Source organism: Pseudomonas putida, assembly GCA_041879295.1.
Taxonomy (GTDB): domain Bacteria; phylum Pseudomonadota; class Gammaproteobacteria; order Pseudomonadales; family Pseudomonadaceae; genus Aquipseudomonas; species Aquipseudomonas putida_Y.
On record CP047152.1, the window covers coordinates 2156311 to 2178403 of the forward strand.

General features: G+C 57.8%; 25 protein-coding genes and 1 pseudogene. 14 read left to right on the forward strand and 12 right to left on the reverse strand.

From position 1 onward, the window contains the following. Window positions 1-157: 157 nt before the first annotated feature. A complete protein-coding gene (locus tag GST84_09750) occupies window positions 158-1492 on the reverse strand; it encodes a SidA/IucD/PvdA family monooxygenase (protein ID XGB12635.1) in 1335 nt (444 codons plus the stop codon). 173 nt (window positions 1493-1665) lie between these two features. Between GST84_09750 and GST84_09755 the strand changes: the two genes are divergently transcribed. Further along, window positions 1666-2112: a hypothetical protein gene (locus GST84_09755; GenBank protein XGB12636.1), complete on the forward strand. Its 447-nt coding sequence runs from the start codon at window positions 1666-1668 to the stop codon at window positions 2110-2112. A gap of 165 nt (window positions 2113-2277) precedes the next feature. On the opposite strand, the gene GST84_09760 is transcribed toward GST84_09755, so the two are convergent. After that, the gene (locus GST84_09760; GenBank protein ID XGB12637.1) at window positions 2278-3204 is read right to left on the reverse strand and encodes a D-alanyl-D-alanine endopeptidase; all 927 of its coding nucleotides are present in this window, start codon (window positions 3202-3204) and stop codon (window positions 2278-2280) included. A 386-nt stretch (window positions 3205-3590) separates the two neighbouring features. Then, window positions 3591-3713 (reverse strand): annotated as a pseudogene (locus tag GST84_09765) (IS256 family transposase). A 581-nt stretch (window positions 3714-4294) separates the two neighbouring features. Between GST84_09765 and GST84_09770 the strand changes: the two are divergent. Further along, the gene (locus GST84_09770; protein XGB12638.1) at window positions 4295-4774 is read left to right on the forward strand and encodes a carboxymuconolactone decarboxylase family protein; all 480 of its coding nucleotides are present in this window, start codon (window positions 4295-4297) and stop codon (window positions 4772-4774) included. Here the strand turns inward: GST84_09770 and GST84_09775 are convergent. Continuing rightward, window positions 4767-6200: an aminotransferase class I/II-fold pyridoxal phosphate-dependent enzyme gene (locus GST84_09775; protein ID XGB12639.1), complete on the reverse strand. Its 1434-nt coding sequence runs from the start codon at window positions 6198-6200 to the stop codon at window positions 4767-4769. The genes GST84_09770 and GST84_09775 overlap by 8 nt on opposite strands. Window positions 6201-6291: 91 nt before the next feature. Here GST84_09775 and GST84_09780 point away from each other — a divergent pair, with 91 nt between their 5' ends. The 6 genes from GST84_09780 to GST84_09805 all read left to right on the forward strand — a co-directional run bounded on the left by GST84_09780 (window position 6292) and on the right by GST84_09805 (window position 10476). Continuing rightward, window positions 6292-6774, forward strand: a complete 483-nt coding sequence (locus tag GST84_09780; GenBank protein XGB12640.1) for a GNAT family N-acetyltransferase — start codon at window positions 6292-6294, stop codon at window positions 6772-6774. Between the two features lie 30 nt (window positions 6775-6804). Beyond that, a complete protein-coding gene (locus tag GST84_09785) occupies window positions 6805-7476 on the forward strand; it encodes a flavodoxin family protein (protein XGB12641.1) in 672 nt (223 codons plus the stop codon). Beyond that, window positions 7473-7922, forward strand: a complete 450-nt coding sequence (locus GST84_09790) for a carboxymuconolactone decarboxylase family protein (protein XGB12642.1) — start codon at window positions 7473-7475, stop codon at window positions 7920-7922. The genes GST84_09785 and GST84_09790 overlap by 4 nt, the downstream gene beginning before the upstream one ends. A 253-nt stretch (window positions 7923-8175) precedes the next feature. Next, window positions 8176-8649 carry an OsmC family peroxiredoxin gene (locus GST84_09795; protein XGB12643.1) on the forward strand — a complete coding sequence of 158 codons (474 nt, stop codon included), beginning with the start codon at window positions 8176-8178 and terminating at the stop codon, window positions 8647-8649. A 248-nt stretch (window positions 8650-8897) separates the two neighbouring features. Then, window positions 8898-9494, forward strand: a complete 597-nt coding sequence (locus GST84_09800; GenBank protein ID XGB12644.1) for a hypothetical protein — start codon at window positions 8898-8900, stop codon at window positions 9492-9494. 400 nt (window positions 9495-9894) lie between these two features. Next, on the forward strand, window positions 9895-10476 hold the full coding sequence (locus GST84_09805) for a DUF1311 domain-containing protein (protein XGB12645.1): 582 nt from the start codon (window positions 9895-9897) through the stop codon (window positions 10474-10476). Window positions 10477-10592: 116 nt separating this feature from the next. On the opposite strand, the gene GST84_09810 is transcribed toward GST84_09805, so the two are convergent. Beyond that, window positions 10593-11348, reverse strand: coding sequence for a hypothetical protein (locus GST84_09810; GenBank protein XGB12646.1), 756 nt, complete (start codon window positions 11346-11348; stop codon window positions 10593-10595). A gap of 179 nt (window positions 11349-11527) precedes the next feature. Here GST84_09810 and GST84_09815 point away from each other — a divergent pair, with 179 nt between their 5' ends. Then, complete coding sequence (locus GST84_09815) at window positions 11528-11893, forward strand: SMI1/KNR4 family protein (protein ID XGB12647.1); 366 nt, start codon at window positions 11528-11530, stop codon at window positions 11891-11893. Between the two features lie 544 nt (window positions 11894-12437). Here the strand turns inward: GST84_09815 and GST84_09820 are convergent. Further along, entirely contained in the window at window positions 12438-13112 is a 675-nt protein-coding gene (locus GST84_09820) for a polysaccharide lyase family 7 protein (protein ID XGB12648.1), read from the reverse strand. A 233-nt stretch (window positions 13113-13345) separates the two neighbouring features. On the opposite strand from GST84_09820, the gene GST84_09825 reads away from it, so the two are divergent. Further along, window positions 13346-13669, forward strand: coding sequence for a DUF1654 domain-containing protein (locus tag GST84_09825; GenBank protein XGB12649.1), 324 nt, complete (start codon window positions 13346-13348; stop codon window positions 13667-13669). Window positions 13670-13707: 38 nt separating this feature from the next. Here GST84_09825 and GST84_09830 read toward each other — a convergent pair whose 3' ends face one another. Continuing rightward, entirely contained in the window at window positions 13708-14532 is an 825-nt protein-coding gene (locus tag GST84_09830; GenBank protein XGB12650.1) for a phage repressor protein, read from the reverse strand. A 164-nt stretch (window positions 14533-14696) separates the two neighbouring features. Between GST84_09830 and GST84_09835 the strand changes: the two genes are divergently transcribed. Further along, complete coding sequence (locus GST84_09835; protein ID XGB12651.1) at window positions 14697-15035, forward strand: chemotaxis protein; 339 nt, start codon at window positions 14697-14699, stop codon at window positions 15033-15035. Between the two features lie 68 nt (window positions 15036-15103). On the opposite strand, the gene GST84_09840 is transcribed toward GST84_09835, so the two are convergent. Beyond that, a complete protein-coding gene (locus tag GST84_09840; GenBank protein ID XGB12652.1) occupies window positions 15104-15286 on the reverse strand; it encodes a hypothetical protein in 183 nt (60 codons plus the stop codon). Window positions 15287-15520: 234 nt separating this feature from the next. Between GST84_09840 and GST84_09845 the strand changes: the two genes are divergently transcribed. Next, on the forward strand, window positions 15521-16342 hold the full coding sequence (locus GST84_09845) for a shikimate 5-dehydrogenase (GenBank protein XGB12653.1): 822 nt from the start codon (window positions 15521-15523) through the stop codon (window positions 16340-16342). A gap of 54 nt (window positions 16343-16396) precedes the next feature. On the opposite strand, the gene GST84_09850 is transcribed toward GST84_09845, so the two are convergent. The 3 genes from GST84_09850 to GST84_09860 all read right to left on the reverse strand — a co-directional run bounded on the left by GST84_09850 (window position 16397) and on the right by GST84_09860 (window position 17848). Further along, window positions 16397-16639: a hypothetical protein gene (locus GST84_09850; protein XGB12654.1), complete on the reverse strand. Its 243-nt coding sequence runs from the start codon at window positions 16637-16639 to the stop codon at window positions 16397-16399. 97 nt (window positions 16640-16736) lie between these two features. Further along, on the reverse strand, window positions 16737-17264 hold the full coding sequence (gene gloA / locus GST84_09855; GenBank protein XGB12655.1) for a lactoylglutathione lyase: 528 nt from the start codon (window positions 17262-17264) through the stop codon (window positions 16737-16739). Window positions 17265-17488: 224 nt separating this feature from the next. Next, the gene (locus tag GST84_09860; GenBank protein ID XGB12656.1) at window positions 17489-17848 is read right to left on the reverse strand and encodes a transcriptional regulator; all 360 of its coding nucleotides are present in this window, start codon (window positions 17846-17848) and stop codon (window positions 17489-17491) included. A gap of 361 nt (window positions 17849-18209) precedes the next feature. Here GST84_09860 and GST84_09865 point away from each other — a divergent pair, with 361 nt between their 5' ends. Next, the gene (locus tag GST84_09865; protein ID XGB12657.1) at window positions 18210-19499 is read left to right on the forward strand and encodes an outer membrane porin, OprD family; all 1290 of its coding nucleotides are present in this window, start codon (window positions 18210-18212) and stop codon (window positions 19497-19499) included. 124 nt (window positions 19500-19623) lie between these two features. Here the strand turns inward: GST84_09865 and GST84_09870 are convergent, their stop codons facing one another. After that, on the reverse strand, window positions 19624-21225 hold the full coding sequence (locus GST84_09870) for a hypothetical protein (GenBank protein ID XGB12658.1): 1602 nt from the start codon (window positions 21223-21225) through the stop codon (window positions 19624-19626). A gap of 108 nt (window positions 21226-21333) precedes the next feature. Between GST84_09870 and cobF the strand changes: the two genes are divergently transcribed. Then, window positions 21334-22086 carry a precorrin-6A synthase (deacetylating) gene (cobF, locus tag GST84_09875; protein ID XGB12659.1) on the forward strand — a complete coding sequence of 251 codons (753 nt, stop codon included), beginning with the start codon at window positions 21334-21336 and terminating at the stop codon, window positions 22084-22086. Window positions 22087-22093: the final 7 nt, after the last annotated feature.

A 22093-nucleotide genomic window follows, 5' to 3' on the forward strand; every position in this document is an offset into this window, starting at 1 on the left:
GTGGTCGAGCGTGTGCCAACCAAAGAGTGCTGTACTGATAAGGACGAATGAGAATCGAAAACCTGCGGGTTAAAATGAAAGCAAATGTTTCAAAGCACAGACACCGGACTGCGCACGAGGCACCAGTCCGGCCTTGAAGGCTGTTTGTAGAGAGGGGTCAGGCGCGGGTCAGTGCCACTGCTGCTTGGGGCTTTTCGTGCAACTGCTCCAAGTCCTGGTACAGCGCTCGGCCAATTTCCGCAGCGCGGGCCGGCAGGACCGAAAGCAGGGTGTCACTCAGGCCGTGGCTGTTTTCGCAGAAGCCTTGCAGGTACACCGAGGCTTGCAGGTCCGGGCTGGCCAGTACGCGGTAGTTGCGGTCGACGCTGAAGTCCTCCAGGTAATCGGCCAGCGGCGCCAACAATTCACGGTGCGAGCGGCGCTCGTAGCCGGTGGCGAGGATAACGGCATCGTAGCGGTGGGTTTGCTGCTGGCCGGTGGCGAGGTCGCTCAGGGTCAGTTCCAGGCCTTCGCGGGTGGCCACCACCACTTCCACCTGGCGCCGACACAGCACGTTGTGGCGGTGCTGATGGGCAACTTTCTGCCGGTAGAGGATGCCGTAGATGCGCTCGATCAGGTTGAGGTCGACCACCGAGTAGTTGGTGTTGTGGTATTCGCCCAGCAGTTTGCTGCGCTGTTCGGCCGGTTCGTTGTAGACCAGGTCGGTATAGTCCGGCGAGAAAATCTCATTGACGAAAGGGCTGTCGTCGGCGGGCTTGAGGGCCGAGCCGCGCAGAATCATGTCGACCTTGACCGACGGGTAGCTGTCGTTGAGGTCGATGAACGCCTCGGCGGCGCTCTGGCCTGAGCCGATCACGGCAATGCGCATGGGTTTGCCAGCCGTGCACGGCAGTTTGGTCAGGCTGCTCAGGTACTGCGAGTGGTGGAAGACTCGTGGGTCGTCCTTGAAGGCACCGAAGTTTTCCGGGATTTTCGGCGTGCCACCGCTGCCCACCACCACCGAGCGAGTGGGGCGGCTGTATTCGCGGCCTCGTCTGTCACGCGTGATCACGCGCAGGTGTTGGGCCCGGCCTGCATGCACATACGGTTCGATGCGCAACACCTCCTGCCCATACACCGCCTGGGAGGCGAAATGCTCAGCGGCCCAGCGCAGGTAGTCGTTGTACTCCAGGCGGCAGGGGTAAAAGGTGCCGAGGTTGATGAAGTCGGCCAGGCGCTGCTTCTGGTGCAGGTAGTTGACGAAGCTGTAAGGGCTGGTCGGGGTGCGCAGCGACACCAGGTCCTTGAGGAACGAGATCTGCAACTCGCTCTGGGTAGCCAAGGTCTCGCCGTGCCAGTGGTAGTCTTGCTGCTTGTCGATGAACACTGCGTCGAGCGCATGGCCCCGGGATTCGGCGAGTTCTTCCAGGGCGATGGCCAAGGCCAGGTTGGAAGGGCCGAAGCCCACGCCGATCATGTCTTTGATGGTTTCCTGCTGTGAGGACTGGCTCATGGCTGCGATTCCCTGAATGGTCGAATATGACGCCCGCCGGGGCTCCGGCCCCTGCGCAAGTACATGAGTTGGAACGAGCCAACCGGGGGGGAATTTAAGCGGGCTAAAGAACAGCGCGAGGCGGCCGATGTGGTGGTTACGGCAAGGACCAGTCTTTCAGGCAAGGAATCGACATGAGCGGCATCACGGCAAGCAACCTGATGATCAATGGCGTTTCAGCGCAGACGCTTAGCACGAACGCAGCCACCGAGCGCGAGCAGGCGAAACAGGCCGGTGAGGCGGCGGGGCCGGTGAGCGTCAGCAGTGACAGCATGAAGGTGTCGGCGGGTAGCCAGGCGCAATCCGCCGACACTCAAAGCAGTGGCGAGTCGGTGGCGGTGGCCGAGCTGCGTCAACTGATCAAGGATCTGCAGAAGCAACTGGCAGAAGAGCAGAAACAGTTGGCTGCATTGCAGGACAGGAAGATGGACGAGGCTTCCAAGGCGGCAGCGGTTGGTGCCAAGCAGGCGAGCGTTGCCACCCTCAACGGGCAGATCATGGCGGCCACGGCGCAGTTGCTGGAGTTGTTGCAGCAAGAGGGCGGCAGCAGTGCGGGCGGGATGGTCAGTGCTACGGCCTGACAGTGATCTTGCTCAAAATTTGAAAAGCCTGCGCGGTCGCCTGTAGGGGAGGGTTCACCCGCGAAATGGCCGGGACTGGTGGCCAATTTCCACCCGCCGTTCACCGTTGCCGCCGCTACCGTATTCGCGGGTAAACCCGCTCCCACACGTTCCAGGATATGGCGGTTATTCGACCGCCAACCGCCCCTTGTTTTGCCGCTCTGCCTTGTACTGCATGGCCACTGCCGGTGCCGGCTTGGCGGCACCGGTTTCCAGCCATTGACGCATGCGGCTGGCATCGGCGAAGTGGGTGTACTTGCCGAAGGCATCGAGAATGACCATGGCCACCGGGCGGTTGTCCATGCGGGTCAGCAGTACCAGGCAGTGCCCGGCTTCGTTGGTGAAGCCGGTCTTGGTCAGCTTGATATCCCAGTTGCTCTTGTTCACCAGGTGGTCGGTGTTACGGAAGCCCAGGGTGTAATTGGGCTTGCGGAAGGCCACGGTCTTTTCGCGGGTGGTCGACAGCTCACTCAGCATCGGGTATTTGCGCGAGGCCATCAGCAGCTTGGCCAGGTCGCGGGCAGTGGAGACGTTCTGCGTCGACAGGCCGGTCGGCTCAACATAGCGGGTGTGGGCCATGCCCAGGCTGCGGGCTTTGGCATTCATTGCCTTGATGAACGCCGGATAGCCGCCGGGATAGGCGTTGGCCAGGCTGTTGGCCGCACGGTTTTCCGACGACATCAAGGTAATCAGCAGGGTTTCGCGGCGGTCCAGCTGGCTGCCCAGGCGCACGCGCGAGTACACGCCTTTCATTTCCGGGTTGTTGGCGATGGTCATGGTGAGCATTTCATCCATGGGCAGCTTGGCATCCAGCACCACCATCGCCGTCATCAGTTTGGTGACCGAAGCGATTGGCACTACGCGGTCCGCGTGGCTTGAATACAGCTCCTTGTTGCTGTTCAGGTCGATCAGCAGAGCGCTGCCTGAAGCCAGATGCAGTTTGGACGGGTCTCGTTGAACCTGGGCCGGGGGTTGTGCAGCAGCAGTCGACGGAAGGGTCGCGGTACCTGTGAGCAACAGCAGCAGGCTGAGGATAGACAGGGATGTTTTCACGTTGAGGCTCACTAAAAGTTTGTATGTCGTTGGCTGTGCAAGGGTTTTCCCCCTTAAAACCGATGCATTCTGGAGTATGGCTGATTTGCTGTCGAATGCCTTATGACTAAAGGGCGCAAGGTGAACGATATTTAATCCTGTACCCCTTCTGTATCCATAACGTTCTTTTCCAGTTTCGCCGGTTCCGCCCAATCGTTGGCAGAGTTCAACCACTTGGCGCGGGTCGAGAGAAGCACCTGCATCGAGTGCCCAAGCTGCCCAGCAATGAACGCTGGATTCGTGGTGACTAGCCAGAAGGCTGGAAGGTGAATGGCGACTCCGTCGAGGATCGTGTCCCGGGAAGTGGTGTAACTCATCATGGTTCTGGCCGCTGAGTTCGCCGTGTAGTTGATCACGGCCGACAGCTTGGCCTGTGGATTATCGCTGACAGCCTCAAAGGCCTCCAACTGCATGTAACGCCGTTGCAGGCACCATTTGTCGTTCTGCTCCAGCAGCATCGCGCTTACCAGATCGAGCGCCGCCCGCGCGGCGCATCGCGAGCTGGCGCTCGCTCCTACGTTTTTTTCGGGCCAATAACGCCTGTGCGGGAGCGCGCGACCGCCTGGTTTGTACGACGCGCTATCGAGCCATGCGCCAAGGCGTTCGCGCGCAAAATCCTCAGGAACAATTGGCCCGAAAAAAACGTAGGAGCGAGCGCCAGCTCGCGATGCGCCGCGCGGGCGGCGCTCGATCTGGCAAGCGCCAAAAACCTCATGACGAACAACTCCAGGCCCCACCGAACCCAACGCCATGATCGTCCGCTTCGGGTCCAGGCTGCGCACCGGACGTTTTCACACAGCCTGGGTCGATAGCCGCAAACCGCACCTGACCGCATTCGACCCTTCGCAGCCGTTCGAGGTGTCCAGGATACCTGTGGCGATTCAAATCAACGGCCAGGGGCGGCCTCCGAAGTCAGCGCTAATCAGGACGGGACAACTATCCGTCGAGTCAATATGGCCTAGTTCGAAGTCGCAATCTTGGTTCTGTCAGGCAGGGCCATGCATCACTACAGTGGGCACCGACAACACCTTTCCACTGCGAGCAACTACCCATGAAAAGCCGTATCGATTACTTCAAACTGTCCCCCCAGGCGTCCAACAAGTTGGTGGACCTTACCCTGCACCTGAGCAAGAAGCCGCTACTGGCCGAGCTTGCTCACCTCGTCATGCTTCGGGCGTCCCAGCTTAATGGCTGTGCGTTCTGCGTGGACATGCATGTGAAAGAGGCCAAGATTCATGGCGAGCGCGAGTTGCGTCTTCACCACGTTGCCGTCTGGCGTGAGTCGCAGCTGTTCTCGCCTGTCGAGCGCGCCGCGCTGGAGTGGGCCGAAGCTCTGACCCAGTTGCCACCCCATGGCATTCCTGAAAGCTTGTATGCGAAGGTGCGTGAACACTTTTCGGAACAGGACTTGTCGGATTTGACGTTCCTGATCGTCGCGATCAATGGTTGGAATCGCCTGAACGTGGCCTTTCAGGCGATCCCGGGTTCGTCCGATGAGGCATTCGGTTTGACCAAGGCCAACCTCAACTGAGCATCTTGCTGATCAAAGCGCCAAGCTGCTCGCTTTGGGCAGCCGTGGCGCAGTTTGTAAAGCTCAGCAGCAGCCCCGAATGACGTTGAGACGATAAATACCAGCGCGACAATGCCTGTACCGACACGCCCCTTGCCAACAATTGCTCGGCCAGGGCCGTGTCGCTTGTCTCTTCTGGTAGACGCAGCAGCAAATGCATGCCGCCTGGGGAGCGATCAACCTGAATGTGCTTCGGCAAACTTCGTTCCAGCGCTTCAATGGTCATCACTCGTCGTTCGTTATAGAGCCGGCGCATGCGCTGGATATGGCGGGTGAAATGACCCTCTGCGATGAACTCCGCCACCAGGGCCTGGGTAATCGATGGTGAACCGGCGGAAAATAACGTCCGACCCACGCGTTCAAACGCCGCTACCTGCGCCTGGGGCACCACCAAGTAAGCCAGGCGGATACCGGGAAACAGCACCTTGCTGAATGTGCCGGCATACAGAACCCTCCCATTGCGATCCAGACTGGCGAGCGCCGGAAGCGGACGACTGACATAGCGATACTCGCTGTCGTAGTCGTCCTCGACAATCCAGGCGCCGGTGCGGGCCGCCCAATCCAGGAGCAGCTGCCGTCGAGGCAGCGATAAGGCCATTGACAGCGGGCTCTGATGCCCCGGTGTAACCGTGGCTACCTGCGCAGGCTTGGACGTAGCGATAGCCTGTTCCACATTCATACCATCACCATCAACCGGGACTGCCTCCAAGTCCATCCCGAACTGGCGAAGTACCTGGCGCGTAATGGGATAACCCGGGTCTTCCACCCACGCGCGCTCGCATGACTGCAACAACGTCTGAGCGACGAAGGACAGGCTGTTTCGCCAACCACTCGTGATAAATACCTGATGGGCACCGCAATCGATACCTCGGGACATCTGCAAATACGAGGCGATGGCGCTGCGCAATGCCGGCAGACCGTGGGGCGCCGGATAATCCAGATCGCCCAGACGCATGCCGCGTAGATATCGAGCACCGAGACGTGCCCATATCTTTCGCGGAAATGCATCCATTGCGGGCACACCCATCTGGAACGGCAAAAGCTGGAGCGGTCGACGTATGGAGTCAGAATCGTCTGTAACCTCCAGCGTAGGGGGCATTGCGCTGACCGCCCTTTCAGGCGTGCGCAACTCGGGATTGACCACTGTGCCTCTCTGCCCGAGCGCCAGTAGGTAGCCCTCACTGGTCAGTAAAGAATAGGCAAGTTCGACGGTGCCGCGCGCAACACCTAATTCCTTTGACATGGCACGCGCGGACGGCAAGCGATCACCGGGAGACAGGGTGCCGGCAGCGATAGCGGTCAGCACTCGGTGGTAGAGCTGACGATACAAAGGAGAGCTGGATAGCTCATCCAGAGGCGCGAAAGGAGGCGAAGAAGAATTCGTCATGGCCTAGTTCATATTCCATTTCTTGGCTCAATCAAGTGGGCTAATCCTAGTTCAAGATAGCGCCATCACCTACTGGCAGAGGCTGGCTTTCATGACACTCACTCCTCACCAATTTGTACCCAGCGTGCTTGATCTGGCTGACGCCAACCTGCGCCCTCTGGATACCTCTCACGACCTGCACGCCGCGTTTCCGGTGATGCAGCAATTGCGCCCCCACCTGGCTAGCGAAGCCGACTTCATCAGTCGTGTCGAGCGTATGCGCACCGAGGGATATCTTCTGGTTGGTGCCTTCGACTCAGGCAGTCTGGTGGCGCTGGCTGGTTACCGCCTCCAGGAGAATCTGGTCTACGGCACATTTCTGTATGTCGACGATCTCATAACCGCTGAAACCCAGCGAGGTCATCAATGGGGAGCGCGGTTATTGAAGGCCTTGGAGCGGTTGGCGCGCGCCAGTGGCTGTGCCCGCCTTGTGCTTGATACCGGTTTGGCCAACGCCCGAGCCCAACGCTTCTACTCCCGTGAAGGCCTGCATAACAGTGCACTGCGCTTTCAAAAACAGTTCGACGCACCATGACTCTCGCCGTTATCAAACTGAGGCAATTACATGACTTCCCAGAAGCAGCCAATTGTTCCGTTGAGAGTTCTTCGCCTGGTCGCCAGCCCCAATGGTGACAGTTCGGAAAGTCTCAAACTGTCCCAACAAATTCTGTTTGCCTTGGCCCTCCATGCTGGCAGACGCGGTATCGAAGTGACGGATTTCGATCTCCACACATTAGCTCCAGTCGATGCCTCATACGCTCAGACTCTGGCCAATCAGCGAGCGGTCTCAGCGGGAGAACAAGAGGGGACGCTGAACCGTTCGAACGCACTCATCAATCAATTGCAGGAGTGCGACGTACTGCTGATTGCCACTCCAATGCACAACTACAGCGTGCCCGCCCCGCTCAAGGCCTGGATTGACCATGTAGTGCGCGTGGGCAAGACGTTCCTGAGCACCAGCGGAGGGAAGGTCGGTACGTTGGTGGATCGACCGGTCTATGTCGCCATTGCTTCCGGTGGCTACATCAATGGGCCGAGTGCCCGACAGCCCGACTTTCTGCGCCCCTACCTGACCGCCGTCCTTGCGACCATCGGCCTCAACCAAGTGCATTACTTCAGCGTTGAAGGTACTGCCAAGGGAAAGGCGTCCCTGGATGCTGCTAGAGAGCGTGGATACGGTGAGGTACAGGCTTTCTTCTCCAGTGTCACTAACGCTTTGCAAGGACAACGCCTATGAGTCGCCTCAATTGGTTTGCAGCATCGCCCGGCGCCGCCAAGGCCCTCGGGGGACTGCATCATTTCGTAACCACTGGGACAGACCTGCCGGCTCCATTGATCCATCTGGTTTTTCTCAGGGTTTCTCAACTCAACGGTTGCGCACATTGTATTGATCTGCATTCACGTGATTTGATCAAAGAAGGCATGTCGGTGGACAAACTGCTGCTGATACCGGTGTGGCATGAGGCGCAGTATCTGTTCTCGGAGCAAGAGCGCTCGGCATTGGCCTGGGCTGAGGAAGTCACGCGGGTAAGTGAAACTCACGTCTCTGATGAAGCATATGCAGCCGCATCGGCGGTATTTGCAGAAAAGGATCTGGTCGACCTGACAACGGCGATTGCCGCAATGAACGCTTTCAACCGTATGGGCGTCAGTTTCCGTGTACGGCCTGCTGCCAAGGCGTGATGGCTATGTTGGGGCCGCGCAGCGGCCTTGACCAAGATGTCTGCAATGGGTTGATTGCGGTCAGTTGCGGTTTTCCGCTATCGACCCTTACCAGAAATTGACAGCTGTCCTCTTCCCGGTTCGTTGCTTGTGCACGACTTTCTCATGCGTCGCTGAAAATGCAGGACTAGTGGAAAACCACCCAGCGAGTGCACAATAACTGTGCCCACGCAGCGCGGAGTTTTTCCGGCCATCTTTCGTCACAGGAGTGAGCATGAAAGAACACAGTTATGCTGTCACCGTAAATTGGATAGGCAACACGGGTGATGGTACTGCCAGCTACACGGCATACCAGAGAGACTTCAATGTGGAAGCTCCAGGCAAAGCACCTATCCTTGGCTCCGCCGACCCTGCCTTTCGCGGAAATCCCGAACGCTGGAACCCGGAAGACATGTTGCTGGCCTCGATCTCGGCTTGTCACAAGCTTTGGTATCTTCATTTGTGCGCAGTCAACAATGTGAACGTATTGGAATACGTCGACCACCCGATGGGCCGGATGGTTGAAGCTGACGGCCAGCGCAAAGGCCATTTCAAGAACGCAGAGTTAAGGCCTTCGGTCATCATTAGCAACGAATCGGATCTGGATCTGGCAAAACGTCTCCATGACGATGCTCACCATGAGTGTTTTATTGCCAATTCGGTCAACTTCCCCATCACATGCAGTGCTGTTGTCAAGCATCGAAACTAGATCTTTTGCGCGCACTGGCTGCGGCTCTGATCTGATCGTACGGTACTCAATTCCCGGCCCCTGGGCGCGACTAGTATTGAGGCAAGTGTCCACTATGGGTCGGTAGTAGCCGATCGCGACAGCCCGCCATCGACCCAAACGGATATTGCCGGTCTTTTTGGTCCGATTCGAGGCAGGCGAGCAGGATGGTTCATATTTTTACAGATGCTTGGCATCATAAGGTCTTTATGACCCACCGAAGGATCACCATGCTGCGCATTCTGCTTGTGTTAGCAGTGCCACTAACCATCACCGCCTGTTCAGGTAGCGTTTACCAGTATGAGAGTCCTGAGGCTAGGCACCAGATGAAACAAGACTTGAAATTGAACACCATCATCGACTCTTCGAGAATGAACTGGTGCCTTCATCCATACGGCAGCGCTCCCGGGTGCAAGCCTGAAAAGGGAATTGGCATCGTCACACCGGATGCTCTGGTGATGGCCCATTTTGTCAATGGCCAGTATGTACTGGACCGCGTTCTCAGATCCAAAGATGTCCTCTGCTCAACCGTCCCGGGCGGAAGAGCTGCGAATGGCATTTTTTTTGCTTTTACGGCCTCTGACGCATACATGCTGGGACCACTGCAAGCAGACCGAGATGAGATCAACACTCGCTTCAAAAGCCGAATGTTTGATTACTTGCACAGTGATGGACAACAAAGCTTCAGCGGGCCGGAGATAAACTTCCAAAGGCCTTCCGGAGTAAAAGTAAGGAAGACAACGATTGCTCCAGCTGGTCCGTCTACCTTGATTTTGAATGACATGGTTGATGTGCTGGAGGTCTATAGCCCATGCTCACATACGTAAGTTGAGGGAGGACGCCGACGACACCTATCCCTGAAAGTGCGTGATCTGGTGAGGGCGTTGATACCGTGTATCGACCACAGCATTGCTCATACGGAACCACTTGAACTTCTCAGGGCGGTCGCCCAGGTTCAGGGCCCTTTGCTCGGCGTACTCTTGTTAGGAGCGTTGGGATTTTAAATGCCGTCGCTGGCCCAGGAGCCAAAACCATAGGCCGCCGAACTTGCTTTGGGCGCTTAGATACTCATCCTGAAGGGCAACTATGGGTCGTTAGCTGCCTGCAATGAAGGGCAGCTTCCGGCCAACAGCAGTCATTAGCCGCCGAAAAGCTAGGCCACCGGCCACGTCATTCAGCGCAGAGCTAGACTGAGCCCAGTATTCTGAATCGCTAATGGTGGTTCCCATGAAGCACTGGCTTCCCCTGCTGCTCACCCTGCCTCTGTCGCACACCCAAGCTGCGGGACCTGCCTTCAACTGCACTCAGGTCGAGGCCGGCAGCATCGAACAACAGATCTGCCAGAGCGAGCCGCTCTCGGCACTGGACCGGAAAATGGCCGAGGTCTACACAGCCGCGCAGCAGAAGGCCGGCAATGAACATCCGCCGGTGCTCAAGACCGAGCAACGGGGCTGGATCAAAGGCCGCAACGATTGCTGGAAAAGCGCGGACCAGCCCGCCTGCATCGCCGACAGCTACCGCCTGCGCATCGCCGAACTGCAGGCGCGCTACCGGCTGGTCGAGGCCACCGGCCCGGTGTTCTACCAGTGTGACGGCAACCCGGCCAAGGAAGTGGTTGCCCGCTTCTTCCGCACCGAGCCGCCCACGGCCATCGTCGAGTTCGGTGACCGCAGTTCGCTGATGTACCTAGAACAGACCGCAAGCGGCGCGCGCTACCAGGGACAAAATGAGAGTTTATGGGAGCACCATGGCGAGGCCATCGTGGTGTGGGGCTATCAGGAGCCGGAAATGCACTGCACAGCGCGTTGAAAGCCGCCGCTATGACCCATTGCAGAAATTCTCCAGGGGTAGCTATCGGCCAATATCGAACTTTGATGTGGTCCGCCACGAGGACATCATCCAGAACACAGGCGCGCCCTGCTTCCTTAAAGCTGCATTACGGCGAGCGCCCTGCGCAGAGGCTCGTCGGATATCTGGATAGGACCGTGAAATGGTACGTCCATATCCAATACCAGATACACGGAGGCCGCGATAAGCATTGAAGAAACGACGAACATTCCTGTCACCATTGAATTACGTGGCGCTCGGTATCCAAAACTGGCGAAAATGAGCGTCAACCACGCAACCAGCATCCCAATGAGTGGGCCGGGAATTGCCCCCTCTGACTGCTCGACGATCCTCCAGCGTTGCTCGATAAGCGAATGATATTGCTGACGAATATCCTGAAGCATAGTTTCATGGTAGCGGTCCGGCGGCTTTATGGCAGCCAAAGATTTCCCTATGTCATCCAAGTATTTAGCTGCCTCGCTGTTACGATGTTGCAGCGCCTCGTCCCCCCGGTATGGCGTCTCGATAGCGTGCTCAAGATAGGTGACCAGTCGGTTGCGGGTGTCTTGTGCCGATTCGCCATAGCCCCGCAGTGTCCGATCAAATATGATCATGCTGGTTGCATACCCATGAAAGTTAGCGTCAATGGACTCGAAGGTATTTTTGGCAGAATTGATCATCAATCCAAAGACCAGCGATGTCATAACCACAAAAATGTTAGCTACCAGGCGAATCACTGTATTTGTGTCTTCGTCTCTGTGGTGGGATGCCAGCTTTGGGTACCACTGCATCATGAGAAGCGAGGCGGCAACCAAGCACCCAAAAATGGCCACTGCGATCCAGAGAGAATTCATGCATCAAGGCCTCGATCAATCTGACTCAAGTCTTAAAAGATAGACCGTGGCCGACCGCTTTGGGTCGGTTGCAGCCATTCGCGAGTGACCGCTAACGACCCAAAGCGGACATCTACATACTCTGATTGACTAAGCTATCGCCCACCGCACGATGGTGATCAACACTCGGACTTGAACGAATGACAGACAATCCTTTCCGTATTCCAACGGATGCTGAAATTGCTGACGCAGAGAGCAGGCTCAATTTTCGCTTTCCCGATGAATACATCCGCTTCCTGAAAGGTGGCAGCGATGTCGCAAACGCCGCATTTGAACCAGCGGTGATTTTGGGGGGATGCAGCCATCTGGATATCTTTGAAATTACCGAAGCCGCCTGGGCCCAAGGCGTTCCTCGAGATTGGTTGCCTTTCATTGAAGACAACAGCGACTACTTCTGCATATCGCGGGCTGGTGTTGTCCGGTACTGGTCACACAACGGAAGCACAAACGAAAGTTGGCCAACCTTTGCCGCCTGGTTCAAACAGGTCTGTATAGCCCTTGAGTAGCGTCTGTACGATATCTGCAACCCGTACCAAATGTTCGATTCTGGCCGAACACTGCCTTTCGTCCCCGGCAGCTATGGGTCGACAGCGGACTGTGGGAGGTGGATGTAGCTGACGACCAGGACAGATCTTGGTTGGCAGAACGCTTGGATGGGGGAGTAAAGCTGTCTAAAACCGCCCGAAAGCGTCTCGGTTTTATTGGGCCAAAGTCGCTGAAACTGGCTGAACCGTATTAGACAGGCCAGATGGTCCACCAGGCGGTCAAGACTCGGAAGGTAAAAGGGAGCAGCCCGAGGATCGCGACGATTGCGCGCAGACTCGGCCCTTTCGAGGCAGGCAGAGACCAGGCCCGCCGGACCCATCGCGGGCATCCAACGCCGAGCGCTATAGTTGTCACAAGCGCCCACTGGAGTAACTGCCAGTACAGTGTGTAAAGGCTGGCAGAAGTACTGTTCAGCCCAACTGATTGAAGCCCAGCCCCGCGCTGGGTTTTTGCATTCATGCGACGCCATGAGGCGCTTGTGATAGCAGGGCCGGGCATCGACGTTCAGCGGTGGATGAGCGAGAGCTCGCTGATGATGCAGATTGAGCCGTCCTCGACGGGTGTTGCGTCGGTGTAATCGACCTGGTTGTAGACCCCGCCGTGGAACTCGAACAGGTGTGAAGCCCAGGTGCTGTCGAGCTGCAAATTGCCCGACGAGGCGGTTACCCCGTTGCATTCGGCCGTCACGGTTACCACGCCTTCAGACGTGGTGTGAAGGCTGATGTGGAACGTCGCACCCAGTGGCACCCCCTTCAGGACTGTGGAATTCACCGGGTCGGTCTGGTTGAAGGTTCGCCGAAACCCCAGGGTGATGTTGCCCTTGTTCCAGAACACCTTTACCGGCGGGCCGTCATCCCCGCGTACGTGCATCTGGGCAATGACCACCTTCTGCGCGGAGTTGACCTTGGTCAGCGTCATGGTCTGGCGATTCCAGTGATTCTGGGCGCTGGCCAGCGTCCAGTCATGCGTTTCTGTCCATTCGCAGCGTGTCCTGTGGGTGCTTTTGCTCGAAGCACCTTTGGTGGGGGCTGAGAACTGGATCGAGCCATCGCTGAGCACCGTCACGATGCTGGGAAAGCGGGCAATCGCTTCAGCACCGTTTAGCTCCAGAGCAACGGGATTGGTTGAGGAGACGGCTACCGGTGTGGCAATGGTGAGGTTGCTGATATCTACGGCCATGGGGAACTCCTGGCGAAAGGGTTTGAGTGGTAGAGCAGCCGTGCAAATGGCTGCTGAACACAAAGTTAGCCCACGGCTAAAATCAAATCAATAGCTTTGGGCTAAAATAATTTCGCTTTGGGGGTATGTTACCTATTGGCGAAATTTTTAGCGGTGGGGCTTTACGCTGTATTTGGCGGTGAGATAAGCTTTCGCTGAGCACTGTACGAATATACAGCTATCAGGATAAGAATATGTCTAGGCACATGCAGTCGGAACCTCAACAGCGCCAGGAAATGACTGGAATAGAGCGGCTTAGCCTGCGGGTATCGTCAATGATCAACCACCCGCTCGCGCAGACGCAGCGTTGGGTAGTGGTGCACCGCCTGGATAACGACGGTGAAGCGGAATGGGAGGAGGTGATGGGCCAGTTGCGGGAAACGCCCGAGTTGCAGCTGACGTTTAATGATGACGCTAGCGTGACGGTGCGATGGGCGCGCAGCAGCGTGGAAGAGCGTGATGATTTTGTCGTCGAGCGCGACTGCGAGGTGCAGGTCGAGGAGGCGGCTCCTTTCTGAACTTCAGCAAAAGCCCGCCGGTCAGGGCGGGCTTCGGTTTATACCAGGTGGGCATTCCACACCAGGAGGACCCTGGCCTGTATGTAGGTCTCTTCCCGACGAATCATGCGATCTTTGTGCCGCGAGTTGTCGGAGATCATTTCGAAGTGGTCCTCGTCCGCGATCTGTAACCGCTTGATGTAGATGTGGTCGCCCCAGGAAAAGAAGTAGATGCCATCGCCGACGAACTCTCGGATGCTGACATCGACGATCAGCGGGTCGCGGTGCCTGATGGTTGGCTCCATCGACTGACCCCAGCCGGTCACCATCTTCAGGTGATAGTGCTCGCTGAACTCTACGCCCAGCTCGCGCAGGTGGCTGGGGCTGACGCGAACGTCCTTGAACATCTCAGGGTAGTCGTGGGGTATCTGGCCGCCGCCCATGGCAGCCCGCACGTCATAGTGGGCAATCCACACTTCGTCACCGACCAGGCCGGGGCGAAGCGGCTCGGCTTTCAGCAGCGTGGCATCTGCAGGCTCTTGCGCAGCTGCCAGCAGCCTTTGCCGGGTTTCTTCAGAAATCCCTTTGCCGCTTCGGGCAAGCATCTGCTTGACCAGGTCGGCTGCGGAGAGCCTGTTATCACCTGACTCGACTGCCGCTTGCACGTGTTCGCCTGGTGACAGTGCGTCGAACCAGCCCCGTGGCAAGCCTTCGATGCCCTCGATGCGGCGGGCCACGTCATCGCCCAGGTTTTTCACGGTCTTGTCGGAAAGAATCTGGCTCAGGTGTGCAGGCGCCATCCCCCAGCGCTCTGCGCAGGTGCCCTTTCTCTGGCTGCCGATCAGTTTCACCAGGTTGTGCTTGCGAATTTGGTAAATGTCCATGGGGTGAAGCATGCCAGTGTTTAGCTTGCTGCTAAATGTGCGCACGGCTAAATCTGCTCTTGTAGTAATGTTAGCTGTAGGCTAAATTAAACGCGCGAACAAGGAAAGCTATCGAGACATTTTTCTCCAGGGCTGATCACACCATCATCTGTAATGAGGTTCACATGGATCCGACCGACCTCGGCCCGGGCACCGTCACTTGGTTGGGCGGTACGGGGACTGTACTGCTAGGTGCGTTTCTTTGGCTGCGCAAGTGGTTGTCCCGCGATGCAGTCGACCGTGCGATGGACAATGCCGAGATTGCAGTCATCCGTCGTCTGACAGAACTCCTGGATATCGAACGGGACGCCCGAAGAGAGGCGCAGGCAAAAGCTGATCTGCTGACCAAGGAACGAAACGAGCTGGTGATGACCGTGGGCCGGCTGCAGGGCAAGGTCATGGTGCTGACCAGTCAGCTGGGCAGTAGCGGCCGAACACGAGGTGGCAACCCCGGCAATCCGTGAAGAACAAAAAAAAGCCCGCCAGTTTGGCGGGCAACAGGGCTTAGGGAGCAACGCACAACAAATTCGGGTCAGGCAGCCAAGGTGCCTGGCTGCAACTGTTCGGCCAGTGCCCGGGCTGAGGCGAGCGTCGGCATCGGGCCGCTGACGGCTTCACCGTTGCGAACCAGGTACCAGCACGCCAGCAGGCCCTGCTCACGCAGTGAGGCGGGAACGGCGCTACCGACAACGGACATGATCTGGATAGTGGCCATGGGGACCTCCTGTGAAACATGGCTTCACCATACGCAGCAGCCGGGGCTGTTTGAAATTAACTTCCTCGATAGTGATCATTGGTTCTATCAACCGTTACCACGTCCGGCCTTGTTACTTTGACTCCGTTGTTTGTCAACCGAGCACAGTGAAGCGGTAAAGGTTGTGTCAGGGGCGACCAGTGGCTGACTCTGTTACGCTGGATAAACGTTTCAGTCATGACTAAGGAGCCTGTTATGCCGACAACTCCAAGCCGGGACACCGTGCTTTGCATCTCTCTGGCCGGTCGCCCGGGGACCTTCGGTGTGCGCTTTCACAACCACCTGTACCAGCAGCTGGGCCTGGACTTCTACTACAAGGCCATGCGCACCGATGACCTGCCGGCGGCGGTGGCAGGGATCCGCGCTTTGGGTATTCGCGGCTGTGGGGTGTCGATGCCCTACAAGGAAGCCTGCATGGCTTTGGTCGATGAAATCGATCCCTCGGCGGCGGCCATTGAGTCGGTCAATACCCTTGTCAACTGCAATGGCCACCTGAAGGCTTACAACACCGATTACCTGGCCGTGCGCCAATTGCTGGTGCAGCACCAGGTCGATCCGGGCACTGCGTTTGCCCTGCGAGGCAGCGGGGGCATGGCCAAGGCCGTGGCCAGCGCCTTGCGCGATGCCGGCTTTGCCGAAGGCATTATCGTTGCACGCAACGAGCAGGCCGGGCGTCAGTTGGCGGATGTCTGTGGTTATCGCTGGATGCCTGAGCCTGGCGATATCTGCCCGCCGATGCTGGTAAACGTGACGCCGATCGGTATGGCAGGCGGGCAGGAGGCAGATGAGCTGGCGTTTCCCGAGCACGCCATCGCGGCGGCGGAGCGGCTGTTCGATGTGGTGGCGATGCCGGCGCAGACGCCGCTGATTCGTCGGGCTCAGGCGTTGGGCAAGCCGGTGATCACTGGGCTGGAGGTCATAGCGTTGCAGGCGCTGGAACAGTTTGTGTTGTACACCGGGGTAAGGCCATCGCAGGAGCAGGTGGATGCGGCTGTGGCGTACGCGCGCGCTATCTAGTTGCCCCGGCCCCCTTCACGGTTTCAACTGCGAAGGGGGCTGGCGAAACCAGGGTCAGAACACCTTGTTCCCGCCATCGAGCTGCTTGTCGACCAGTGCACGGCCGTGGGCCAGTGACACATGCTGCGCATTCTCAAGGTCGGAGAAGAACTGCATTGGCATCGACATGCGCTTGCTGGTGTGCCCATCAGGGGCCGTGATCAGGCAGCCGGCGGCATAGGGCAGGGGTGAGTCGGGGTGGGGCATCACGCTGGCGGTGATGGTGTGCTCGCGGTATTCACAGTGAAGAGATTGCATCGTCCTTACCTCGCTGTGGCATGTGAAGCAGTTACCTTCGTATACCACAGCAAGAGGCCGGGAGTTCCCGGCCCGACGAACGCGCCGCGACGAACGCTCAGCCTTTGAGCTCGGTTGGCTGGATTACTTCGACCCAGTAACCGTCCGGGTCCTTGACGAAGGCCAGGTGGTTCATGCGCCCGTCTTGCAGGCGTTTCTGGAACGGTACTTCCAGTTCCTCGAAGCGCGCGCAAGCGGCGCGTACGTCGGGTACCGAAATGCAGATATGGCCAAAGCCGCGTGGATCGGTGTTGCCATTGTGGTAGGCGAACTCGGCATCGTTTTCGGTGCCATGGTTGTGGGTCAGCTCCAGCACGCCGGGGATCGACTTCATCCACTGGTGGCGGGCGTTGTCATCAGCGGGGATCTGTGCCGGGTCGACCAGGGCCAGGAAGTACAGGCTGAAAGCGGCTTCAGGGAAGTCACGCTTGTCCACCAGGCGGAAGCCCAGCACGCGGGTGTAGAAGTCCAGCGACTTCTCGATGTCCTTGACCCGCAGCATGGTGTGGTTGAAGACGAACTGGGCGGTGGCGGCGTCAGGTTGTGCGGTGACGCCAGGCAGGGTTTGCAGATCGTGCAGGCTCATGGGAACTCCTGAGACGGGGCCGGGCGCAAGGCGCCGGCAAAACAGACAGGCTGGCCATGATACGGCAGTGCGACGATTGCGCAAATGAAAGCGCCCTGCAAAGGCAGGGCGCTGAAATTAGAGGCCCGCATGTGCGGGCGCGTGATGGGGTCGCTAATCCTTTAGCTGTTTCGATACTGAGCCAGTCCTTGTGAAAAAAGTGTGAAGCCTGTGTGCACATTTCATCAGCGTACCCAGCTTTCTACCGTGGCGGCCCCATACTGTTCTTTCCAGGCTTTGAGGCCGCGGTGGTTGCCGCCTTTGGTCTCGATTCGCTCGCCAGTGTGCGGGTTCTGATAGACCTTGACCACCCGCGGGCGGCGTTGTTGCTTGGGCGGTGTGCTGGAAGTGCGGGCCACAGCCTTCGGGTCGAGGATGGCGATGATATCGCGCAGGCTCTTGTCATAGCTTTTCATCAGGCCGACTAGTTTCTGCTCGAATTCGATTTCGCGTTTGAGGCCGGCATCCTTTTTCAACGCTTCCAGTTGCGCCATCTGTTCCTGGAGCGCTTTTTCGGCAGCACGAAACTCTGCAAGTCTGGACACTGTAATCACTCCTGTACGTCAGTCGTGGCAGGGCGTGACGAACATTGAAGAAGAGTAAAAACGCCGGCCACGCAGGTGGGTTCCACTGTTCGCTGATATCGAGTGTAGTCATTCATGGCTACTGGGTAAACTGCTAACTTTTTGTAAGTAATCCGGGAACTTTCCCAGTTTTGCGGGCGATATTTTGCAGTTTTTCTGCGGTTGCGCGACCGGATGCCTAGACCATGGTCCAATGGCCCGCACCAGAGCCTTTGCGCGATCATTTCAGATGATGGCCGACCCATGTTCGGACCTGCCGCAGTGCCGTGGCCAGCCTGTGCCACAGGTTGTTAACTCGTCTTCATTCTGGATGTTTCCTCGCATGTTTTCCCCTTTCCCCCTCGCTCCCGGGCGCCGTGTTACCGGCCTGTTTCTATTGTGTGCCGGTGTCAACGCCCAGGCTGCCGGGTTTCTTGAAGACAGCAGTGCCAGGGTCGAAGCACGCAATGTCTATTTCAACCGGGACTTCCGGGACGGTTACAGCAGTTCCAGCCAGGGCGCATCCAAGCGCGAAGAGTGGGCACAAGGCTTCATCCTCAATGTGCAATCGGGTTATACGCAAGGCCCGGTAGGTTTCGGTGTGGATGCGCTGGGCATGTTCGGCTTCAAACTGGATTCCAGCCCGGCCGACAGTAACAGTGGGTTACTGCCCTCGTCCGGTCACGATCCCCGGCACTCGGCCGACCAGTATGCGAAGATGGGCCTGGCGGCCAAGGTCAAGGTCTCCAGTACTGTGCTGAAGTACGGCTCAATGATGCCGGATGTGCCGTTGCTCAAGTACAACGATGGCCGTCTGCTCCCGACCCTGTTCCAGGGTGCCATGCTCACCTCCGAAGAACTGCACGACCTGAAGTTCACCCTGGCTCGCCTGGACAAATACACGGCTCGGGATTCCACCGACCGCCAGGACATCCGCGTGCATTGCAAGAACAAGCGTTATGCTTGCGGTACCGAAGCCGACCACTTCGACCTGGCCGGTGTCGACTATCGCTTCAACGAGCGTTTCAGCGCTCAGTACCAAGTGGCCAGGCTGGAGAACATCTATCGCCAGCACTTTCTCGGGCTGGTGGCCAGTCAACCGCTGGCGGTGGGCAGCCTGTCGGCTGACTTACGGCTGATCAAAAGTGATGACATCGGCAATGCCCGTGCGGGCGAAATCGACCATCGCGCCTTCAGCGGCATGTTTGGCTACAGCGTCGGTGGCCACAAGATCAGCGCCGGCTGGCAACGCATGTATGGCAATAGCGCCATGCCGTACCTGGATGGCAGCAACCCGTATCTGGTCAACTACGCCCAGGTCAATGATTTCGCCGCTGCCCAGGAGCGCTCCTGGCAAGTACGCTACGACTACGACTTCAAGGCGCTGGGTGTGCCCGGCCTGACCTTCTTCACCCGTTACATCAACGGCGACAATATCAAGGTGCCGGGCAGCCGTGCCGAAGGCAAGGAGTGGGAACGCGACACCGAGTTCAAGTACCAGGTACAAAGTGGCACTTTCAAGGATGTCAGCGTACGCCTGCGTAACTCCACCTACCGCAGTAACTATGAAAAGTGGGCGCGTGACATGGATGAGACGCGGGTCATTGTAAGTTACAATTTCTCGCTGTTCTAGACATCCTAGGGCAACGCATTCAATACTGCTGGCGCGCGGGGATGCAGGTGAGGACACCACGTCGTGTGAAGAAGTGCCCGAGCCTGTATCCTGTGCTGTGGTACTTTGCCATGTGGCGCAGTTTTTAATACCGGCAGCCCGACTTGAAAATATCCTTGCCTGCCAGTTGTGCCAAGGGGCTGTGCCCCTCGCTCGAGCTCCAGTAATAGACGTTATAGTTCATCGCAAAGGGGTCTCGACCATAGAGGCCGAAGAAGATTGTCTGTGTAGTACTGCGGTTGTCGTCTGCCACGCTTCGCACGACCCACAACGGCTTGTCGGGTTCGGTCGCTTCCACCTGAATGTAATAAGGGATCCGGAAGTTAGGATTTGGGTCCTTCCATTTTAACGTCATGGTGCCTGAGATTCCGTTGATGTTGTCTACGCACAAATCAGTAGGGGCTTTTTCAAGAGCAGGCGTTGTAAACGTTCCTTTGTCCTCGCGATCAGGTGCCTGGCCTTCGCTTTGATATATCTTGATGGTGTACTCGTACCGTGTGTCAGGGCGCAGATCATAAAGCGGTGTGGCGTTATTGGACAGGTTGTGGCGAGTGAAGGGTTGGCCATTCAAGGAGATTTCCACGAACGGTAGGCGAACGTCCCGCGGCCTGTTTTCGTACATAAGCAGTCCGCTGATTGCATTACCGCCTGGCTGGGTACTGAATTTGAATGTCGGCGGGGGCGGGAGCAGGTGCAAGGGAATCGTGGTCGGCGTGGCGTTATCGGTGTCGTTGTTGGTGACGACATTGACAACCAAACGGCCTCGCCCCTCGTCCAGCTCGGCCGTGAGGAACCCTCGCCGGAAGCTTGCCCCAGCGTCATATACTGGCGTGTCGCCAATGGGTTGCTTGACTCCGACGTTGTGGTGGTGGCCATGGAAGATGCTCAGGACCCGGTATTGTTTGACCAGGTTGTAAAACCGATTCCTGTCGGCTGCCGATCCGAATGTGGCATCCCCGGGCGAGCGATGCATGTTGATGACAATATATTTGCCATTTTTGTTTGCCACCTCCATCTGCTGCTCAAGCCAGGCGAGTGAAGAGGTAATTTCGAAACGGACCTCTCTGGGGTGAAGTGGGCTGCTGTTGCTGGAAAAACTGTTGGTGTAGTTATAGTGGTCGTTAAGCTGGATGAACATGATGCTGCCAATGGTTTTGCTGTAACCGTAGCTTCCGGTCCAGCGTCTGTAGTCAGGCCGGTCTTCATCTGTTATGTGGAATGCGTCAACCTGCCATCCTCTCACCGCGGCCTCAAGGTGCTGGATGGAGTCTCGTGCGCAGCCGTTGTTGGCGCACTTGCCAACATTGTTCTGATAATCGTGGTTTCCCAAACTCCAGTAAGTGCCGGGCACCGTCGCCAGGTGTTGGAACATCACGCCCCATTCGCTGCCGTGGCCGAACTCCGTCACGTCACCATTCAGAAAAACAGGGATGGTACCGCCTGAGGCATTTCGCCAGTGGTTGATAGCGTTATCTTGTTCTGTCATTAACTGTTTCGACAGTACCGGTTCGTCGGAGGAGTTTGGCCCACGAGGGTATTGGGTGTCCGCGCGTATGATGAAGCGTTGAATAGAATCTTGAGGGCTTGATACGTTCAATGCTTTCGGTGGAGCAAGCGAAGCGCATGCGGCCGTCGACAGGCCGGCCACAATCAGGGCAGCGCGTATCGTGTGTGTTGTAAGGTGCATTACCGGGAACCTGCATTTCAGACAAGGTCCCCGAGCGTATGGTTTTCCTTTGTTTTGAAATACTATCAGGTCCACCAGTTGCTGATGTACAAGGTATAAGGTAGATAAATGAATGCCAACATACTGTTGATAGGCATTGGGCCAGGCGATCCACGCCAGGTTACCTACGAGGCGGTGGAGGCGCTGCGACGCGCCACGCTGTTCTTCGTCCTTGCCAAGGGCCCGGAAACGGATGAACTGGTGCGCTTGCGCAAGGTTATCCTTGAACGGTACCGACCCGAAGGCGGATATCGCTTGGTGCAGGTGGATGACCCACGTCGCGAGGCTCAGGCCGAGGACTATGTGGGGGCTGTGCATGATTGGCACCGTCAGCGTGCAGCGCTTTATGCCCGGCTGATCGGCGAAGAAATGGCCCCTGATGATATTGGTGCCTTCCTGCTGTGGGGCGAGCCCACCCTGTACGACAGCACCCTGCGTATCCTCGACCTGGTCCGCGAGCGCGGCGTGACGCTGCGTTTGCAGGTCATCCCTGGCATCAGCAGTGTGCAGGCGCTGGCGGCGCGGCACCAGGTACCGCTCAACCGCATCGGCGAGCCCCTGACTGTGCTGCCGGGGCGGCGCCTGGCCGGGCAGGGGCCAATCGACAATGTGGTGGTGATGCTCGACGGGCAGTGCGCTTTTGCCGGGCTCGATGACCCGGCGTTGAACATCTATTGGGGTGCGTACCTGGGGACGGAGGATGAAGTGCTGATTGCCGGGCCGTTGCAGGCGGTGAAGGCACAGATATTGGAAGTGCGTGCGCGAGAGCGGGCGCGCAAGGGGTGGATCATGGATACCTATCTGCTGCGCAGAGCGCTGTGAGGTGGGT

Bases quoted from the DNA above. Each gene is read 5' to 3' on its own strand.
- GST84_09750 (XGB12635.1), bottom strand. From the start codon at position 1,492: ATGAGCCAGTCCTCACAGCAGGAAACCATCAAAGACATGATCGGCGTG.
- GST84_09755 (XGB12636.1), top strand. From the start codon at position 1,666: ATGAGCGGCATCACGGCAAGCAACCTGATGATCAATGGCGTTTCAGCG.
- GST84_09770 (XGB12638.1), top strand. From the start codon at position 4,295: ATGAAAAGCCGTATCGATTACTTCAAACTGTCCCCCCAGGCGTCCAAC.
- GST84_09775 (XGB12639.1), bottom strand. From the start codon at position 6,200: ATGACGAATTCTTCTTCGCCTCCTTTCGCGCCTCTGGATGAGCTATCC.
- GST84_09780 (XGB12640.1), top strand. From the start codon at position 6,292: ATGACACTCACTCCTCACCAATTTGTACCCAGCGTGCTTGATCTGGCT.
- GST84_09785 (XGB12641.1), top strand. From the start codon at position 6,805: ATGACTTCCCAGAAGCAGCCAATTGTTCCGTTGAGAGTTCTTCGCCTG.
- GST84_09790 (XGB12642.1), top strand. From the start codon at position 7,473: ATGAGTCGCCTCAATTGGTTTGCAGCATCGCCCGGCGCCGCCAAGGCC.
- GST84_09795 (XGB12643.1), top strand. From the start codon at position 8,176: ATGAAAGAACACAGTTATGCTGTCACCGTAAATTGGATAGGCAACACG.
- GST84_09800 (XGB12644.1), top strand. From the start codon at position 8,898: ATGCTGCGCATTCTGCTTGTGTTAGCAGTGCCACTAACCATCACCGCC.
- GST84_09805 (XGB12645.1), top strand. From the start codon at position 9,895: ATGAAGCACTGGCTTCCCCTGCTGCTCACCCTGCCTCTGTCGCACACC.
- GST84_09810 (XGB12646.1), bottom strand. From the start codon at position 11,348: ATGAATTCTCTCTGGATCGCAGTGGCCATTTTTGGGTGCTTGGTTGCC.
- GST84_09815 (XGB12647.1), top strand. From the start codon at position 11,528: ATGACAGACAATCCTTTCCGTATTCCAACGGATGCTGAAATTGCTGAC.
- GST84_09820 (XGB12648.1), bottom strand. From the start codon at position 13,112: ATGGCCGTAGATATCAGCAACCTCACCATTGCCACACCGGTAGCCGTC.
- GST84_09825 (XGB12649.1), top strand. From the start codon at position 13,346: ATGTCTAGGCACATGCAGTCGGAACCTCAACAGCGCCAGGAAATGACT.
- GST84_09830 (XGB12650.1), bottom strand. From the start codon at position 14,532: ATGGACATTTACCAAATTCGCAAGCACAACCTGGTGAAACTGATCGGC.
- GST84_09835 (XGB12651.1), top strand. From the start codon at position 14,697: ATGGATCCGACCGACCTCGGCCCGGGCACCGTCACTTGGTTGGGCGGT.
- GST84_09840 (XGB12652.1), bottom strand. From the start codon at position 15,286: ATGGCCACTATCCAGATCATGTCCGTTGTCGGTAGCGCCGTTCCCGCC.
- GST84_09845 (XGB12653.1), top strand. From the start codon at position 15,521: ATGCCGACAACTCCAAGCCGGGACACCGTGCTTTGCATCTCTCTGGCC.
- GST84_09850 (XGB12654.1), bottom strand. From the start codon at position 16,639: ATGCAATCTCTTCACTGTGAATACCGCGAGCACACCATCACCGCCAGC.
- gloA (XGB12655.1), bottom strand. From the start codon at position 17,264: ATGAGCCTGCACGATCTGCAAACCCTGCCTGGCGTCACCGCACAACCT.
- GST84_09865 (XGB12657.1), top strand. From the start codon at position 18,210: ATGTTTTCCCCTTTCCCCCTCGCTCCCGGGCGCCGTGTTACCGGCCTG.
- GST84_09870 (XGB12658.1), bottom strand. From the start codon at position 21,225: ATGCACCTTACAACACACACGATACGCGCTGCCCTGATTGTGGCCGGC.
- cobF (XGB12659.1), top strand. From the start codon at position 21,334: ATGAATGCCAACATACTGTTGATAGGCATTGGGCCAGGCGATCCACGC.